This is a genomic window from Cutibacterium equinum (genome assembly GCF_028021195.1).
GTDB classification, from domain to species: Bacteria; Actinomycetota; Actinomycetes; order Propionibacteriales; family Propionibacteriaceae; genus Cutibacterium; species Cutibacterium equinum.
In genome coordinates, this window is sequence record NZ_CP115668.1 from 678,525 (window position 1) to 695,645 (window position 17,121).

General features: G+C 64.6%; 16 protein-coding genes. 10 read left to right on the forward strand and 6 right to left on the reverse strand.

Features of this window, described 5'->3' with window-relative positions:
* Positions 1-36 precede the first annotated feature (36 nt).
* Entirely contained in the window at positions 37-2,988 is a 2,952-nt protein-coding gene (locus O6R08_RS03085) for a bifunctional [glutamine synthetase] adenylyltransferase/[glutamine synthetase]-adenylyl-L-tyrosine phosphorylase (RefSeq protein WP_271418690.1), read from the forward strand.
* On the opposite strand, the gene O6R08_RS03090 is transcribed toward O6R08_RS03085, so the two are convergent.
* On the reverse strand, positions 2,989-4,215 hold the full coding sequence (locus O6R08_RS03090) for a threonine/serine exporter family protein (protein WP_408640146.1): 1,227 nt from the start codon (positions 4,213-4,215) through the stop codon (positions 2,989-2,991).
* 99 nt (positions 4,216-4,314) lie between these two features.
* On the reverse strand, positions 4,315-5,490 hold the full coding sequence (locus O6R08_RS03095) for a Nif3-like dinuclear metal center hexameric protein (RefSeq protein WP_271418692.1): 1,176 nt from the start codon (positions 5,488-5,490) through the stop codon (positions 4,315-4,317).
* A 22-nt stretch (positions 5,491-5,512) separates the two neighbouring features.
* Here O6R08_RS03095 and O6R08_RS03100 point away from each other — a divergent pair, with 22 nt between their 5' ends.
* Both O6R08_RS03100 and O6R08_RS03105 read left to right on the forward strand, forming a co-directional pair.
* Complete coding sequence (locus O6R08_RS03100; RefSeq protein ID WP_271418693.1) at positions 5,513-6,139, forward strand: hypothetical protein; 627 nt, start codon at positions 5,513-5,515, stop codon at positions 6,137-6,139.
* 296 nt (positions 6,140-6,435) lie between these two features.
* Positions 6,436-6,843: a hypothetical protein gene (locus tag O6R08_RS03105; RefSeq protein WP_271419198.1), complete on the forward strand. Its 408-nt coding sequence runs from the start codon at positions 6,436-6,438 to the stop codon at positions 6,841-6,843.
* Positions 6,844-6,957: 114 nt separating this feature from the next.
* Here the strand turns inward: O6R08_RS03105 and glnA are convergent, their stop codons facing one another.
* A complete protein-coding gene (gene glnA, locus O6R08_RS03110) occupies positions 6,958-8,379 on the reverse strand; it encodes a type I glutamate--ammonia ligase (protein WP_271418694.1) in 1,422 nt (473 codons plus the stop codon).
* A 112-nt stretch (positions 8,380-8,491) separates the two neighbouring features.
* On the opposite strand from glnA, the gene O6R08_RS03115 reads away from it, so the two are divergent.
* From O6R08_RS03115 to O6R08_RS03125, 3 genes are read left to right on the forward strand one after another with little or no spacing between them, the layout of a single operon-like run.
* Complete coding sequence (locus O6R08_RS03115) at positions 8,492-8,914, forward strand: RDD family protein (RefSeq protein WP_271418695.1); 423 nt, start codon at positions 8,492-8,494, stop codon at positions 8,912-8,914.
* Positions 8,915-8,919: 5 nt separating this feature from the next.
* Positions 8,920-10,032 carry a glycosyltransferase gene (locus O6R08_RS03120; RefSeq protein ID WP_271419199.1) on the forward strand — a complete coding sequence of 371 codons (1,113 nt, stop codon included), beginning with the start codon at positions 8,920-8,922 and terminating at the stop codon, positions 10,030-10,032.
* 23 nt (positions 10,033-10,055) lie between these two features.
* Complete coding sequence (locus O6R08_RS03125) at positions 10,056-10,664, forward strand: DedA family protein (RefSeq protein WP_271418696.1); 609 nt, start codon at positions 10,056-10,058, stop codon at positions 10,662-10,664.
* A gap of 63 nt (positions 10,665-10,727) precedes the next feature.
* Here O6R08_RS03125 and O6R08_RS03130 read toward each other — a convergent pair whose 3' ends face one another.
* Positions 10,728-12,116: a PTS transporter subunit EIIC gene (locus tag O6R08_RS03130; RefSeq protein ID WP_271418697.1), complete on the reverse strand. Its 1,389-nt coding sequence runs from the start codon at positions 12,114-12,116 to the stop codon at positions 10,728-10,730.
* Between the two features lie 213 nt (positions 12,117-12,329).
* On the opposite strand from O6R08_RS03130, the gene O6R08_RS03135 reads away from it, so the two are divergent.
* The 4 genes from O6R08_RS03135 (at position 12,330) to O6R08_RS03150 (ending at position 14,111) form a co-directional block, all read left to right on the forward strand.
* Complete coding sequence (locus O6R08_RS03135; RefSeq protein ID WP_271418698.1) at positions 12,330-13,055, forward strand: GntR family transcriptional regulator; 726 nt, start codon at positions 12,330-12,332, stop codon at positions 13,053-13,055.
* Positions 12,995-13,300, forward strand: a complete 306-nt coding sequence (locus O6R08_RS03140; protein WP_271418699.1) for a PTS glucose/sucrose transporter subunit IIB — start codon at positions 12,995-12,997, stop codon at positions 13,298-13,300. The genes O6R08_RS03135 and O6R08_RS03140 overlap by 61 nt, the downstream gene beginning before the upstream one ends.
* 128 nt (positions 13,301-13,428) lie before the next feature.
* Positions 13,429-13,659, forward strand: a complete 231-nt coding sequence (locus O6R08_RS03145) for a PTS glucose/sucrose transporter subunit IIB (protein ID WP_271418700.1) — start codon at positions 13,429-13,431, stop codon at positions 13,657-13,659.
* On the forward strand, positions 13,659-14,111 hold the full coding sequence (locus O6R08_RS03150) for a PTS sugar transporter subunit IIA (RefSeq protein WP_271418701.1): 453 nt from the start codon (positions 13,659-13,661) through the stop codon (positions 14,109-14,111). Before O6R08_RS03145 ends, O6R08_RS03150 begins: the two co-directional genes overlap by 1 nt.
* Here the strand turns inward: O6R08_RS03150 and O6R08_RS03155 are convergent.
* Together O6R08_RS03155 and O6R08_RS03160 are read right to left on the reverse strand one after the other, a co-directional pair.
* A complete protein-coding gene (locus tag O6R08_RS03155; RefSeq protein ID WP_271419200.1) occupies positions 14,090-15,208 on the reverse strand; it encodes a glycosyltransferase 87 family protein in 1,119 nt (372 codons plus the stop codon). The genes O6R08_RS03150 and O6R08_RS03155 overlap by 22 nt on opposite strands.
* A 104-nt stretch (positions 15,209-15,312) precedes the next feature.
* A complete protein-coding gene (locus O6R08_RS03160; protein WP_271418702.1) occupies positions 15,313-17,115 on the reverse strand; it encodes an ABC-F family ATP-binding cassette domain-containing protein in 1,803 nt (600 codons plus the stop codon).
* Positions 17,116-17,121: the final 6 nt, after the last annotated feature.

The following is a 17,121-nucleotide window of genomic DNA, read 5'->3' on the forward strand; positions in this document are numbered from 1 at the left end:
CTCGTCGGCTAATGTGCCATCGAGGGGGTGGTCGCGGTGGATCGCAAGCCGAAGGTCACGGTGGACCTACTGCGTCTGGGGGTGATGGACACCGATGCGGCCCTGGCTCATCACCAGCGGATTGCAGAGACGATCGGGACTGACCCCGATCGGCTGGCGGGATGGCAACTCCACCTCGAAACCTCCTGTGACCCCGATCTTGCCCTTGACGCCTTGGCAGATCTTTCGCAGCAATCCCCCCGGCGTGTCGCTGACCTGCTTCATGACGACGACTCCGCGCGTCGCCTGGTGAGACTCCTCGGCGCCTCCAGCGAGTTGGGCCGTCACCTCATCGTCCATCCCGACGACTTGGCCGAGATTTCGCGTGATCCGGTGCGTCTCGGGCATGACGAGATCCGCGACGACCTGCTCGAGGTCGTCGGAGCTGCTCAGGTCGGTGAGTTCCTGGTGGCCGAGTCACCGACCGGCCCGGCAGCAGATCGGTTGAGGCTGGCCAATCGGCGCCATCTGGTGCGGATCGCGGCCCGCGACGTCGACGCAGACGATCCGACCCAGATCATTGAGGACATCGCTGGGGAATTGACAGACCTGGCTGACGGCATCGTCACCGCCGCACTGGCCCTGGCGCGCGCTGACTGCCCCGACCATGCCGACGCCCGACTGGCCATCATCGCGATGGGAAAGTGCGGGGCCCAGGAACTCAATTACCTCTCCGACGTCGACGTCATCCATGTCGCTGAGCCGGCCCGCGAGGACGTCTCGGGAGCTCGGGCCATCGACATCGCCACGAAACTGGCGGCCTCGGTGGCACGGATATGTTCGGCGCATTCGGCAGCCGGATCCATCTGGCAGATTGACGCCGCGCTGCGTCCCGAGGGCAATGCCGGCCCGCTGGTGCGAACCATGGACTCGATGCGCACCTACTACGAGAAATGGGCGAAGAACTGGGAGTTCCAGGCTCTCCTCAAGGCTCGTCCGATGGCTGGCGACCTCGATCTGGGGCACCGATTCGTCGAAATGGTCGCACCGATGGTCTGGCAGGTCGGAGAGGCCGAGGGGTTCGTCCCTGAGACCCGTGCCATGCGAACTCGGGTCGTCTCCCTCATCGGGGCCAAGGACAAGGGGCGCGAGATCAAACTCGGTGCTGGTGGGCTGCGTGACGTCGAATTCACGGCTCAGTTGTTGCAGTTGGTCCACGGACGGCAGGACGAGTCGCTGCGGGTTCGCGCGACCCTGCCAGCCATGCGCGCCCTGGCCGGCGGCGGTTACATCTCCCGAGGCGTAGCAGAACGTCTCGAGGAGGCCTACCGACTGGAACGGGTACTGGAACATCGAGTGCAGATGTTCCGGCTGCGCCGCACCCACCTCCTTCCTGACGACGAGCCAGGTTTGCGCCGGCTGGCCCGAGCCGTCGGTTTGCACACTGCCGACGAGGTTCGCGGGGTGTGGACCGCCACGTCGAAAGCTGTCCTACGCGCCCACGGCCAGGTGTTCTACTCTCCGGTGGTGGAGGCTGTTGCGCGTATCCCCACCGAGGATCTGCGGATGAGTCCGGAGGCGGCCAAGGTGCGGCTGGGCGCGCTGGGTTTCCACGACGAGGAGGCCGGGCTGCGTCACATCGAGGCCCTCACCAGTGGTACCAGCCGGGCAGTGCGCATTCAGACCGCCCTCATGCCCGCCATGCTCGCCTGGCTGGCCGACGGCCCCAGTCCCGACCATGGTTTGCTGGCGTTCCGCCAGGTCTCCGAGGCGCTGGGGAAGTCGCCGTGGTACTTGCGCGCCATGCGCGACGAGGGGGCGATGGCCCAGCGACTGGCGATGGTGCTGTCGACGTCGAGGTATGCCGTCGACGTCCTCACCCGAGCACCCGAGACTGCACAGGTTCTCGCCGATGATGATCTGACCCCGCTGGACAGGGACGACCTGACCCGCCAGATGAATGCGGTCGCCAGACGTCATCACGATGTCGACGAGGCGATCTGGGCGATCCGAGCGGTGCGGCGTCGTGAATTGTTCCGGATTCTGGTGGCCGACATTCTCAATGTCACCGACACCTTGCGTGTTGGCCAGGCCCTCAGTGACCTGACGGGAGCGACGATTGATGCGGCCTTGGGCGCAGTCTCGCGGGGAATCGAGGATGCCCCGCCGATCGGGGTCGTCGCCATGGGCCGCTGGGGTGGCCAGGAGTTGTCATACGGTTCTGACGCTGACTGCCTCTTCGTCGTCGGGGACGCCCCGAGCGCCGGTGAGAAGGCACTGCGCATTGTCACCACGTTGCGCAACGCGCTGGGCAAGAACGGTCCAGCTCCAGCTTTGGTGCTCGACGCGGATCTGCGCCCGGAGGGCCGATCAGGGCCACTGGTCCGCAGCGTGGAGAGCTACCGCACGTACTACGGGAAGTGGTCGAGCACGTGGGAGGCCCAGGCCTTGTTGCGGGCCAGCCACGGGGCAGGTGACCGGGAGCTGACAGAGGCTCTGCTGGAATGTGTTGACAACGTGCGTTACCGGCCAGACGGTCTGACCGACAGCCAGATAGCCGAGATCCGTAAGCTCAAGGCGCGCATGGAGTCCGAGCGGATTCCGCGCGGGGTCGATCCGAGGCGCCATCTCAAACTCGGGCCGGGGGGTCTGGTTGACATCGAGTGGACGGCGCAGATTCTTCAGTTGCGGTATGCCGGCAAGGAGCCTTCCCTTCGGACGACCTCGACGATCGCGGCTCTCGATGCCGCCTTGGCGGCTGGGCACATCGATCAGGAGCAGCACATGGAGCTGCGTACTTCGTGGTTGGCGGCCAGTCGGCTGCGCAATGCGATCATGGTAGTGCGGGGGCGTCCCAGCGACGTCATCCCCTCCGACTCGATTGATCTTGACGTCATCGCCCGGGTCCTGGGGATGGGTCGGGGAGCATCGGAACAACTCATCGAGGACCGTATGCGGCATTGCCGACGTGCCTCCAAGGTCGTTGACGCCGTGTTCTGGAACCAGTGATCAGTCCTCATCGGAGAACTTGAAGGCGTGCGGGCTGGGGACCGGAAGGTTGCGGGCCCAGGCCGGGTCAGTACGCATACGGGCCACCGCGAGCCCGCAGGCGATGAGGATGACGGTGAGGACGGCGTCGGCGCCGAAGGTGAGAGCCTTCGTCATGTCCTGGCCATTGAGCCAGAAGACGGTGCGGTACATCGCGGCCCCGGGGACCATGATGACGCAGGCCGGGACGGTCAGGGTGATACGTGGCAATTTCGTCCTGGCGGACAGCGGACCCGCGAGTAATCCAATGACGAGACCACCAACACCGGCTGCTAACTGAACTGGCGAATGGACGCTGATGAGTCCCAAACGGCACAGGTTCCCGCACACTCCCAGTGCCGCTGCCCACACGACCATGCGCGGCGACGAATTGAAGATGACGGCGAATCCGGCAACCCCGCACGCTGTCGCAACGGCGTAGGCCAGCCAGGCCCACGAGGTCGGGAACTCTGTCTGGGCTGGCAGGGGTTGCAGTCCGGTGGCGGCTGAGAACACCCAGGCAGACATCGTCGCTGCCAGGGTCAGTCCGATGGAATACGTCGCCCGGCTCAGCCCGGCCGTGAAGTCCATTCTGACCATGTCGAGGATCGAGGTGATCATCGGGAAGCCGGGCACCAGGAACAGTAGGGAGGCGACGTAGCCGGGGCCGTGGATGGTGTGCAGGCCGGTTGCGGTCAACAGGTCAGCGAGGAGCAGGTAGACCAGACAGGCCGCAGCGGATGCGAGGGCAGCGATCGCGAATTGGTTGAGCCAGCGTCGGTTGAGGCGGCCGCGCACGAACTGTCCGACCGAGGCTGCTACCAGGACGACGAGAGAATCGGCCAGGGAGAACTTGTTGAGGATGGCGAACCCGGCGCAGGCGACTCCGCCAGCCAGGACGGTCTGCCACTCGGCCCATTTCGGCCGGACGTTGCGTGAGATGTGGTCCAGCCGTGATTCCAGGTCACGTCCTGTGGTGCCCGCTGGCAGGTTATGGGCCAGATCTTCCAAGGCCGCGATCCGGGAGGAATCGACGCGGACCCGGTACACCTCGCGGGCGACGGTGCGGAAGTTGTCCCCGCGATGGGCGGTCGCGGTGATCTCGGTGAGACCGACCGTCGCGTCGATACGGTCCATGCCGAGGGCCCGGCCGGCGTCCGACATGGCTCTCTTCACCCGGTAGGACCCGGTACCTGATGACAGCAGCATTGACCCCAGCCGGATGACGGCCTCGGTGTCATCGACGGACTCGCGGTCGTCTCGCAGGTCGTCGGCGTGGTTCGGGGAGTCAGTGCTTGTCACGTACGTCTATTGTGCCACTGCGGCTCCGATGGTCCACGGGTCGGTTCGAATGCCCAGATCCCGACACGGCAGGCCGAGTTCTTCGTGGAGTCGTCGTGCCACGTCTGCGCACCAGGGCGACTCGGAGGCCCAATGAGCGGTGTCGATGAGGGCTGGCCCTCCGGCTCTCAGGTGCTCGTCGGCAGGGTGATGGCGCAGGTCGCTGGTGAGGTAGACGTCGGCGCCGCTGGCTGCTGCGGCCTCGAGGAGGGAATCCCCCGCCCCGGAGCACAGCGCCACAGTGGCCACCGGTTGGTCCGGGTTTCCCGCGGCCCGCACTCCCCAAACGGTGCGGGGGAGACGCTCGACCACCCGCTGGGTGAAGGAACGCAGGGTCATCGGTTCATCGAGGTGGCCGACGCGACCGATTCCTGGGGTGGTGGGGCCGGGACGGGTTCCGCAGTCGACGGTCGTCACGTCGTAGGCGGGCACGTCATAGGGATGAGCAGCGATGAGAGCTGAGCGCACAGAGGAGCGCGCCGAGGTGGGGGCGACGACATGGATGCGCACCTCCTCGACGGTTTCGACCTCATTGATGTCTCCCAGGGTGGGGTGGGAGCCATCGAGGGGACGGAACTGGCCGCGTCCGACCGTCTCAAAACTGCACTGGTCATAACCGTCGAATCGGCCGGCTCCGGCGTCGAAGAGGGCGTGGCGGAGTGTCTCGGCAGAGGAGACGGGGACCTGCACTCCCCACAGATCCACGGTCTGGGTGACGGGTTCCAGGGGGCGCTCAACGATGACACCAAGGAGTCGTGCAAGAACGTCATTGACCCCGCCGACGGCGGCGTCGGCGTTGGTGTGAGCGCTCATGAGGGCGATGCGGTGGCGGATGAGGCGGTGGATGATGCGTCCCTTGGCGGTGTCGGCAGCCACGGATGTAGCTCCCCGCATGAGAAGTGGGTGGTGGACGACGAGCATGTCCGCATGGGCTTCGATGGCGGCGTCGACGACGGCATCGGTGGCCTCCAATGCACAGACGACGGTCTTGACGGTGTCGTCAGGATCTCCGCACACCAGACCGGGGGCGTCCCATGACGCGGCCAGGGATGGCGGATACCACTGGTCGAGGAGATCACGGACCCGGCCAACGGTCACACAGACGTCAGTGGAGGTGCCGGTGTGGGATGTCTCAGCTGCCATGAGTTCACGGTAGCTTGAGGGTATGACTGTTCGCCGACCAGTGACGATGTTTGTGTGCCTGGCTGCCGTCGTGGCCGCAGCAGGGTGTGCTGAGAAAACCCCGACCGTTGCCGACATCGCGAATCAGCCCGGGGCGACGCCGATTGTCAATTCGGTTCCTCCTCAGCCGGTGCGCGCGAAGCCGTCGACGGCTGCCTCCAGCCCGAACACCATGGCTGTGCCGGTGTGCAAGGGTTCGACTGCCTCCGTTGAGATGTCCCCGGTGAAGGTGACAGACGAGGGGAACTCCGTCGAGGTGATCGTTCGCAACTGCGCCGAGAAACCATTGACTTTGCCTTCGGTGCCGAAGATCACGGTCACCTCTGATGGCTCTGCTGTCAAGGCCACGTGGCAATCTCAGGGGATCGTCCCAGGACAATTGCTGACGGGGATGTGGCGCAAGGTCACCTTGTCGTGGCCTGGGCAAGGGAGCTGTGGTTCCCACCGCCAGGTCATGTCCGTTGAGATTGCCGGTGACACCGTCAGCCAAGAGGGTTGCATCGTACCCATGGTGAAGCCGTCGGCGACGCCGAGTCCGGGAGACGATGAGAGCCCCGAGCAGACGGAATCTCCCAAGCCCGTCCTCGGATCGGTCGTGTGGTCAGGATGATGACCGTTCTGTCAGCGTGATGACACGACGCAGCAGGTGTCAAGGATGATCGTGGTAGGGATCGGATGAGGGTGTGGCGTGCGGTTGCGGTGGCGGTTGCAGCCACGGTCGTGGCATCGGGGTGTTCACGACCGATCCCGGCGACTCCCGAAGCTGTCGTACCCACCTCGTCGATGACGTCGACGCCGACGTATTCGCCGCGTCCTCACCCTGCGCCGAGCATCTCCGCGCAGCGGGTGACTCACGATGGCGAGGCGCAGAGTGCGCTGACATGTCGGCGGGGCGAGAAGGTTGCGATGGGGTTTGGCGGCGTTGAAGCGGCTCTGGGATCACGAGTGACGTGGCTCACGATCCGTAATTGCAGCCATTCGACGATAACCCTGCCGGTCATGCCGACATTGCGCCAGAGTTCTGAAGCGGGGGTGGTCGTGCCGGTGACATGGAAGCCCTACGACCCCAAGGTCGCACCCAAACGTCTGGCTCCCGGACAGCTCTCGAACTGGGAATTGTCTTGGCATACCAATGGTAATTGCAGGCACCGGGGAGCACGGCGTCTCGTTGCAACGGTGGGGACGACGACGGCTGCTCTGGAAGGATGCCTGGATCTGGGAGGCTCCTACGCCCTGACCGACGAATCTTCCACCGGGCCGGATGGTTCCGACGCCGTCCCGGCAGCTGAGGGGACCGTGCGGTTGCTGGACTGAGGAGAACGGGCTCACGATTCGTGCCATGTTGGCATGTCCAACCCAACTGGCTATGACGCGCCGAGGGGGAGGGCCGAAGCCGTCCCCCTCGGCGCGTCATAAGATCACGTCGACTCAGATGTCGTAGTACAGGTCGAACTCGTAGGGATGCGGACGCTGCTGCAGAGCAGCCAGGTCACCACGCTTGAGCTCAATCCAGGTCTCGATGAGATCCGGGGTGAACACGTCACCGGCAAGGAGGAACTCGTGATCGTCCTCGAGGTGGTCGAGGACGGCGCCGAGGCTGCCAGGAACGTGATCCATGGCGGCGTGCTCCTCCGGGGGCAGCTCGTAAATGTCCTTGTCAACCGGGGCCGGCGGCTCAATCTTGTTCTGGATGCCGTCCAGGCCAGCGAGCAGCAGGGCGGCGAAGGCCATGTAGGGGTTGGCCGAGGGATCGGGGCAGCGGAACTCGACACGCTTGGCCTTCGGGTTCGGGCCAGTGATCGGGATACGCATGCAGGCGGAGCGGTTGCGTTGGGAGTACACGAGATTGACCGGGGCCTCGAAGCCCGGAACGAGGCGGTGGTAGGAGTTGGCCGACGGGTTGGTGAAGGCCAGCAGCGACGGGGCGTGCTTGAGGATGCCGCCGATGTAGTAACGAGCCATGTCCGACAACTGCGCGTAGCCGGACTCGTCGAAGAAGAGAGGATCGCCGTTCTTCCACAGCGAGGAGTGGACGTGCATGCCCGACCCGTTGTCACCAAAGATCGGTTTCGGCATGAAGGTCGCCGTCTTGCCATGCTGCCAGGCAACGTTCTTGACGATGTACTTGAACTTCATGACGTCATCTGCTGCGTAGGACAGGGTGTTGAAACGCCAGTTGATCTCGGCCTGGCCAGCGGTGCCGACCTCGTGGTGGGCGCGCTCGACCTTCATGCCGAGGCTCTCCATGATGGTGACGATCTCGTCACGCAGATCACCGAAGTGGTCGGTGGGGGCCACCGGGAAGTAACCGCCCTTGTACTTTACCTTGTAACCACGGTTGCCGCCGTCCTCGGTGCGTCCGGTGTTCCAGGCGCCAGCCTCGGAGTCAATGGAGTAGTACGAGGTGTTCTGACGAGTGTCGAAGCGAATGTCGTCGAAGACGTAGAACTCGGCCTCGGGAGCGAAGAAAGCAGTGTCGGCGATGCCGGTGGAGGCGAGGTAGGCCTCGGCCTTGCGCGCGATGTTACGGGGGTCGCGGCTGTAGGCCTCCTTGGTGATCGGGTCGTGGACGTTGAAGTTCACGATGAGCGTCTTGTGCTCGCGGAACGGGTCGACCCAGGCGGTCGTCGGGTCGGGCAGCAGGGCCATGTCCGACTCGTTGATCTTCTGGAAGCCCCGGATGGAGGATCCGTCGAAGGCCAGACCGTTCTCGTACTGGTCCTTGTCGAACTCTCGGGCGGGGACGGTGAAGTGCTGCATGACACCGATGAGGTCACAGAAGCGGACATCGATCATCTCGATGCCTTCCTCCTTGACATAGGCGAGCAGGTCGTCGGGACCTTCGAACATCTTTCCTCCATCAACACGACTGGTGATGTCTTCACGGTAGTTCCTGCGCGTTGCTCAGCCGTCACCGTTGTGTTTCGAGCGTGTAACAGGTGCTACCGGTAGGATTCACCGGGTGAGTGGAACCGAGGCAGCGCCAGGCACCTCGATCGGGCTTCCTGCGCAAGGGCGCGGGTCGCTGGCGAGTTGGGGCAAGCGCAGCGGTGCCCTCATCGTTGACTGGGGAGCATCCATGGTGCTGGCCAGTGTTCTCTTCGGGCCCGCAGTGATTCGCGGTGGAGGCTGGCGGATGTGGATGCCGATGGCGGTCTTCTTCGTCGAGTCGGTCCTGTTCACCGGGATGGCAGGTGGGTCCTTCGGCCAGATCGTCGCCCGGGTGGCCGTGGTCCGACTCGATGACCTCAGCCCCATCGGATGGTGGCGAGCGATCGTCCGCACAGCGATGAAGTGCCTCGTCATCCCCGCCCTTGTCATCGGTGCGGAAAGGCGGGGTCTCGACGATCTCGTGCTGGGTACCGTCGTTGTCAATCGCAAGTGAGTGATATGCGCGTCATGGTGTTGTCGCGGGGGATTCCGAGCCCGGAAGCTCCGCTGCGAGGAATCTTCGAGTACGACCAGGCGGTTGCGCTGCGCTATCAGGGCCATGATGTGGTTCTGGCCGTCCTCGACGCGCGTTCGGCCCGCCATTGGCGCAGGTTCGGGACCCGCATCGAACATGCCGTGGAACGCGACGACGGCATCACCGTCGTGAGGATGGACGTCCCGGTGGGGGCCGTGTCCGCGCGAACCGATCATCGTGTCCACGCCTGGGCTGTGCGACGACTTCACCGAAGGGTGACCTCGGAGTGGGGAACACCCGACGTCGTCCATGCCCATTTCGCACGATTCGCCGCTGCTGCAGCCCGCGCCCAGTTGCCCGAGCCGCTGGTGTGGACCGAACATGACTCCCATCTGGCCAACCCTGACCGGCGCCTGACCGAGGACATGTCCGTGGCCGGGGACAGGGCCGACGCGGTCGTCAGTGTGTCCCAGAGTCTGAGCTCGCAGCTGGCAACCCATGGGATCACCTCGACGGTGATTCCCAACATCGTCGACGTCGAGCTCTTTGACCGTCCGGCCCGCGCCCATGAGGCCACGGTGGTGGTCAGCGTCGCCACCCTCAATCCAGGCAAGGGAATGGTCGATCTGGCCCATGCCGTCGAGAAGGTGCCCGGTGTCCAGCTGCGCATCATCGGGGATGGTCCACAACGCAGACAGTTGGAGGCCATTGCCGCCCACAACCCGAATGTTGTCGTGCTGGGTGCCCAGCCGCGCGAACGCATCGCCGAAGAGTTCGCGGGTGCCGACGCCTTCGCCCTGGCCTCTTACTCCGAGACCTTCGGGGTGGCCTGCGCCGAAGCGTTGGCAGCCGGGCTACCAGTCCTGACGACGGCCTCGGGCGGTCCCCAGGAGTTCATCGACGACAGCAATGGCATCGTCGTCCCGGTGGGAGACATTGATGCGTTGGCAGACGGCCTGCAGCAGGTCCTCGGGCGATCGTGGGACCGCGCGGCGATCGCATGGCAGGCCCGCTCCCGATTCGCGGCTGGTCCCGTCGTCGATCAATTGGAGACGGTGTACCGGCAGGCGATCTCCCGCCGGGCGACGACCGGTTGAGTCAGGATGGAAGACTGGCAGGTATGAATCTGACCGCATGGATGGCGAGCGTCAACGGCGTCATCGCGGCCAATGCCTCCCATCCCTGGGTTGTTGCGGCGTTGTGGGGACTGTGCCTCATCGACGGGTTCTTCCCGCCCGTCCCCAGTGAATCCCTCGTCGTCGCCCTGGCAGCAGTGGGACGTCCCCGGTGGTGGCTCATCATCCCGGTGGCAGCTCTCGGTGCCATGTGTGGAGACAACATCGCATACTGGATTGGGCGTCAGCTCGGCCACACCAAGTTTTTCACTGGTGGGCCGAAACGGCAGAAGACCGTCACCTGGGCCACTCACCAGCTTCGGGTGCGTGGGCCGCTGTGCATCTTGGTCGCCCGATACATCCCCGGCGGACGTGTCGTCGTCAACACCATGGCGGGGGCGACTCGCTTTTCGTATCGCGTCTTCCTGCCCATCGACGCACTGGCTGGGGTGTTGTGGGCTGGATATGCGACTGCGATCGGTGCCGGTGCGGCAACGTTCCTGGGTAACAACCACATTCTCGCGGCGACGGTGGGAATCATTGGTGCGATCGTCATCGGCGTCGTCCTGGACCAGATCCTGCGGCGAGTGATGCCCGCTCCGCAGAACGACTGAGGCAACGCAGACGACGCCCCCGGCTGGTGCCGGGGGCGTCGTGTGAGACGGGAAAGGGTGGGATCAGACCCGGCCCTCCTTCTGGGCGTCCTCCTTGCCGGTGGACTTGTTGGCGGCGAGCTGGGCCTCGTCGAAGATACTGGCTCCGGCATTGCCCTCCTCGCCGTCCTCCTCACGACCGGGAGTCCGCAGGTTCCACTTCGTGATGGCGAATCGGAAGACCACGTAGTAGATGACGGCGTAGACCAGACCGATCAGCAGGAGGAGCAGAACCTTTCCGGCGCCGCCGGACAGTTCAGAGGCTCGTCCGAAGTTGATGATGTAGTCGGTCAGACCGGCCGAGAATCCGAACCCGTCCTTGATGCCCAGAGCGTTGCACAGAGCCAGGGCGGAACCGGTGAGCAGGGCGTGCACGAGGTACAGCGGGAAGGCCACGTAGGCGAAGGCGTACTCGAGGGGCTCGGTGATACCGGTGAGGAAGGCGGTCAGGGCAACCGACAGCATGACGCCACCGGTGACCTTCTTACGCTCCGGCTTGGCGGTGTGGTAGATGGCCAGGGCGGCACCGGGCAGGGCAAACATCATGATCGGGAAGAAGCCGGTCATGAAGGAGCCGGTCCAGGCATTGGTGCCGGCCGTGCCACTGAAGAAGCAGGTGATGTCGCCGTGGAGGGTCTCGCCAGCGGCGTTGGTGCAGTTACCGAGCTGGAACCACGGCAGGGAGTTGAGCAGGTGGTGCAGGCCGAAGGGGATGAGCAGACGGTTGATGGTGCCGAACACGAATCCGGTGGCCGGGTTCGACCCGTGGTGCATGATGAAGCCGCCGACCTGCTTGTTGAACAGCCAGTCGAAGGCCGGGTAGATCAAGGCCATGATGACACCGGCGACCACCGAGGCCGCAGCGGTGACGATCGGCACGAAGCGACGTCCGCCGAAGAAAGCCAGGTAGGTTGGCAGTTTGGTGCGGCGGTACTTCTCGTACATCTTGGCGGCGATGATGCCGATGACGATGCCGCCGAGGACTCCGTAGTTGATGACCCCGGTGTCCTTGGCGAAGTACGGGGCCAGTGCGTGCAGGACGCCACCCTGGGTCTTGTCAGAGGTGCCTGCACCGGTGAAGGTGAGGTAGCCGATGAGGGCGGCGAGTGCGGTGGAGCCGTCAGCCTTCTTGGCGTAACCAACGGCCACACCGAGGGCGAAGATGAGGGGCAGGTTGTCGAAGATCGCGCCACCGGCCCCGGCAAGTACGTCAGCGACCGGCTGCATCCAGGACGCGTGCTTGGCTACGCCGTCCGCGCCCAGAACGTCAGCCGCTCCGAATCGCATGAGCAGGGCCGCGACCGGCAAGGATGCGATGGGCAGCATGAGGGAGCGCCCGATGCGCTGCATCTGGGAGAACCCGGGTATCTGCCGTTTCTTCTTCGTTTTGGTGGCAACAGCGTCTGTAGTCATGGAGTTCCTCCGCAGTGAGTTCTCATGGTCCGAAGCCTTCACCCACGTCGGTCGGGCTTCAGGTGGTCCAGTCGAGTGGTATGGACCACTTGCTGAAGTACAGACCACTCGGGCTGGTATGTCAAGATGTCGCGCAGTGTTTGTGAACGTCACCATTTTGGTGGGTTTCGTTTCCACTCGGTATCCGCGCTCGATCCGGGGCATAATCCACGCATGAAGTACGTGACCGTGCGGGACTACCTCGTCAACCTCATCGACACCCGCTTGTCGGTCGGCGACGTCGTTCCCAGCGAGCGTGAGCTTGCTGAGCATTTCGGGGTGTCACGGATGACGGTCCGCCAGGCGGTGGACTCGTTGGTCAGCAGTGGTCGGCTGGAACGTCGTCGGGGCAGTGGGACCTATGTCCGAGCTCCCAAGGTTGACGTGCAGTCGCGGATCTCGTCATTCAGCGAGGAGATGCGCCAGCGCGGCATGATTTCCGATACTCGGGTGCTGCGCGGGGAGGAACTCCCGGCAACCCCGGACGTTGCCGTCTGGCTGGGAATTGAGCCTGGAGAATCGGTCCACTTCATGTACCGGGTGCGGCTGGCCGACGGGGTTCCCATGGCAGTTGAGAGGACCTGGATCTCCACGCGAGTCATGCCGGACCTGTTGGCCAATGGCGTACCCACGAGCGTTTACGGGGCCCTGGCGGAGGCTGGTCTGACCCCCACCTGGGGAGAGGACGCCATCGAGGCCGTCAGCGGTGATGCGGTGACCTGTGAGTTGTTGGAAATCCCGGTGGGATCGCCTGTGCTGGCCATCAACCGTCGTACCTACGCCGATGACCTTGCTGTGTGTTACTCCCGGTCCTGGTTCCGGGGTGACCGTTACAAACTGTGGGTACCGATCTCCGGGCCGCGCAGGACCTTGTATCCACCTCGAGGAGGTTCGCGATGAAGCGTGTTGAACATATCTTGGCGGCATTGGGGGGAGTCGACAATGTGGTGTCGGTTGAGCCATGCGTGACTCGTCTGCGCTGTCAGGTTCGCGACTGCCAACAGGTCGACGAGCAGGAGCTGCGTCGCGCCGGCGTCCACGGCGTGACGGTGCAGGGGCACAGCGTCCAGGTGATCGTTGGGCCTGATGCGGATCTGCTGGTCTCCGACCTGGAGGATTTGTGGGGAGAAGATCACGATTCCTGACTGCCTCTTGACATTCGGCAGCTCGATGGAGTTGGGTGTTAGTTGTCTGGACCACTTGGAAGGTGGGCCAGTGTTTGTCGGGGATCTTCCATGGCGGAGGACATCTCGAACCAGAACAAGGAGACATCATGAGCAAGGCAGAGCAGATCCTGGCGGCCCTCGGTGGCGACGACAACATTGACGACCTCGAGGCCTGCATCACCCGGTTGCGCGTCGAGGTGGACGACCCCGACCTCGTCAACGAGGCCGCTCTCACGGCAGCCGGTGCATTCGGCGTCGTCCAGCAGGGAACCTCCGTCCAGGTGGTCGTTGGCCCCGAGGCCGACACCCTCGCCGAGGACATCGAGGACCTGCGCTGATGACCGCGGTCCTTTCCCCCCTCAAGGGCACGCTGATGGCGCTGTCCGACGTCCCTGACCCGGTGTTCGCGCAGGGTCTGGTGGGTCCCGGCGTCGCCGTGCAACCCTCCGGCGACGGCGATGTCACCGCCGTGGCCCCGGTGGCGGGACGCATCGTCAAACTGCACCCGCACGCCTTCGTCCTTCAGGCTGGCGGTTTCGGAGTGCTGGTGCATCTTGGCATCGACACCGTCCAACTTGAGGGGGAGGGATTCACCCTCCACGCCGAGGAAGGAGCGGAGGTTTCTGCCGGAGACGAACTCATCACGTGGAACCCTGCCCGCATCGTGGAGGGTGGCCGCAGCGCAGTCTGCCCGATCATCATCCTCGACTCCAGCGCTGACAAGCTCGGCGATGTCGCCGCCGCAGGCCAGCCGGTCAACAGCGGCGATCAGTTGTTCACGGTGGCGTGACTGAGTGTTACGGGCGGGTCGGATGACGGTCCGCCCGTAACATGCCTTGGCGCAGATGCGCGCTGGCTCCAGGCCAAGGCGAGCAGAGATCCGACACCCAGGATTTCGTACGAGTCGGTGAGGACTTTCTGCCACCACGGCGCAGAGACTTCGTGGCTGCCGCCTGCCGGAGACCACCAGATTATCCACGTCAGGGTGACGAAGGCCCAGGCAAGGGCGAGAACGCGACGGTCACGGCGTCGATCCGCCAGACCCGCGACGATGAGCAGCGCGGCCCACACCCAGTGGTGAGACCACGACACCGGGCTCACCAGACATCCGCACAGGCCTGCACACAGTAGGGACCACACCTCGTCCGCCCCGCCGTGGTGCCACAGCCGCCGGGATGCGATCCCGGCGAGCGCGCAGCAGACGGCGACGAGAATGAGCCACACCGGTGTCAGATCTCCGTGTCCCAGCCGTAGCAACATCCCCGAGAGGGACTGGTTGCCAGCCCAGGTGAGTCCCCCCAGCCGTTGTGGGGTGACCATGTAATGGGTCCAGTACTGCCACGACGCCGTCGGTGCGATGGCGAAGCCCAGAGCAATCGTCGTCACACCGGCCCCAGCGGCCCGTAACGCTTCCTTGACCTGGCCGGTCACGAGGTACCAGATGGCAAAAATGCCTGGGGTCAGTTTGAACCCGGTGGCCACACCTACACCGACACCGCGCCACCTGCGGGGCACAACGAAGACGTCAAGGACGACCAGGAGAGCCAGCTGAACATTCACCTGGCCGTAGGCAAAGCTCTGCCCGATAGGTTCCCCGGCAACCAGGATCGCGGCGACGATGGCGGTCAGGACGCCCGAATGCTGACGTCCGCAGCGGCGCCACACCACGTCAATCATGATGACCAGGGCAGTCGCGCTGACGGCATAGTGAAGGATCGTCGCAGCGTGAAACGGCAGGAGGGTCAACGGGACCAGAGCGATCGCGGCGAAGGGTGGATAGGTGAACCCGAGATGAGAGACCGAGGTGGCGGTGTACAGGCTCTTCGGGTCGTGCAGCATGGCCCGCACACAGTCCCGGTAGATCCTGAGATCGGTCGGATTGGGAATGATGAGCATCCACGCCACCGTGATGACGAGGACAGCAATCGTCGGCCACAGCACGGTTGGGGACGTGCGGGTTTGGGATGCGATGGTGCCATCGCCGCGCCGAGTCACTGATTCTCCACGATGTCGGCAGCTTCCAGCCATTGTTCCTCGAGGCCGGACATCCGGTCGTCGAGGTCACGGACCTTCAACTGCAAATCGGCGAGGGCCTGGTAGTCGTCGGCCTTGGCAGCCATCTCCTCGTGCACCAAGGCCAGCTCGTCGCGGACCTTGCCCATCTGACGGTCAATCCGGTCCATGTCCTTGCGGGCCTGGCGCAGGGCTGCGGCGTCGACCTTCTGTTGGGCTCCCTCGGTGCCCAGCCGGCTCGACTTCGACGGGCCGGTCTGGCGGTCTCGACGGTGCTCCAGGTACTGGGAGATGCCTCCTGGCAGCAGGGCTACCGTGCCGTCTCCCATGAGGGCCCACACGACGTCGCAGACCCGCTCCAGGAACCAGCGGTCGTGGGACACGACGATCAACGTGCCGGGCCAGGAGTCGAGGTAGTCCTCGAGCAGGCGCAGGGTGTCGATGTCGAGGTCGTTGGTCGGCTCGTCGAGGAGCAGCACATTCGGCTCGGCCATGAGCAGGCGCAACAGCTGCAGACGACGCCGCTCCCCACCGGACAGATCACCGATACGGGTGACGAGCTTCTGCCCGGTGAACCCGAATCCCTCCAACAGGTCTGCGGCGGAGGCGTCACGACCGGTGGCCAATTTCGTCCGGGCCTTGACGTCGTTGACCGACTCCAGCACCGTCATCGTCGTGTCGAGGTCGTCGACCTCCTGACGCAGATGGGCCAGCCGGAGAGTCTTGCCCTGCTTGACGCGACCCGAGTCCGGCTGTCGCGACCCATCCAACAGATTCAGCAGGGTCGTCTTTCCAGCACCATTGACGCCGACCAGGCCGATCCGCTCGCCCGGGCCGATGGACCATGTCACCGTGTCCAACAGGGTGCGCTCACCCAGCTCGTCGGAGGGCACCGTGACGGTCACGTCCTTGAGGTCCAGCACGTCCTTGCCCAGCCGGGTCGCGGAGAACCTTGCCAACTCCAGCTTGTCGCGTGGCTCGGGGACATTGGCGATGAGGGCATTGGCTGCCTCGACGCGGTAACGAGGTTTGGAGCTGCGGGCCGGGGCGCCACGACGTAGCCACGCCAATTCCTTGCGTGCCAGGTTCTGACGCTTGGCCTCGTTGCTGGCCGCAATGCGGGCCCGTTCCACCCGGGCGAGGGTGTAGGCGGAGTACCCGCCCTCGTAGGCCTCGACGGTGGCGTCGTGGACCTCCCAGATGTCAGTGCAGATCTCGTCGAGGAACCAGCGGTCGTGGGAGACGACCAGCATGGCCACGCCACGCTCCTGGAGGTGACGCAGATGACCTGCCAGCCAGGCGACAGCCTCGACATCGAGGTGGTTGGTGGGCTCGTCGAGGACGAGCAGGTCGTGGTCTGCCAGCATGATCGAGACAAGGGCGGCACGTCGCCGTTCACCACCAGACAAGTCAGTCATGGGACGGTCGAGGTCGATGTCACTGAGCATGTCCTCGACGATGGGGCGCGCCTGCCGGTCGGCTGCCCAGACATGGTCGGGACGGCCACCAACGACAAGATCGCGGACAGTCTGGTCACCCTTGGGGGTTTCGGCCTGGGCGAGCACCCCGATGGAGGTCCCATGGGTGCGCGTCACGGCCCCGGAATCGGGCTCCAACGAGCCGGTGAGAAGGGCCAGGAGGGTCGACTTTCCGTCCCCATTGCGCCCCACGACGCCGATGACATCTCCGGTTGACAGTCCCAGGGACACCTGAGAAAGGACCGTCCGGGTTCCCCAGGACTTCGAGACGCGATCCGCGTTGACGAGATTTGTGCCGGCCAACGCAGA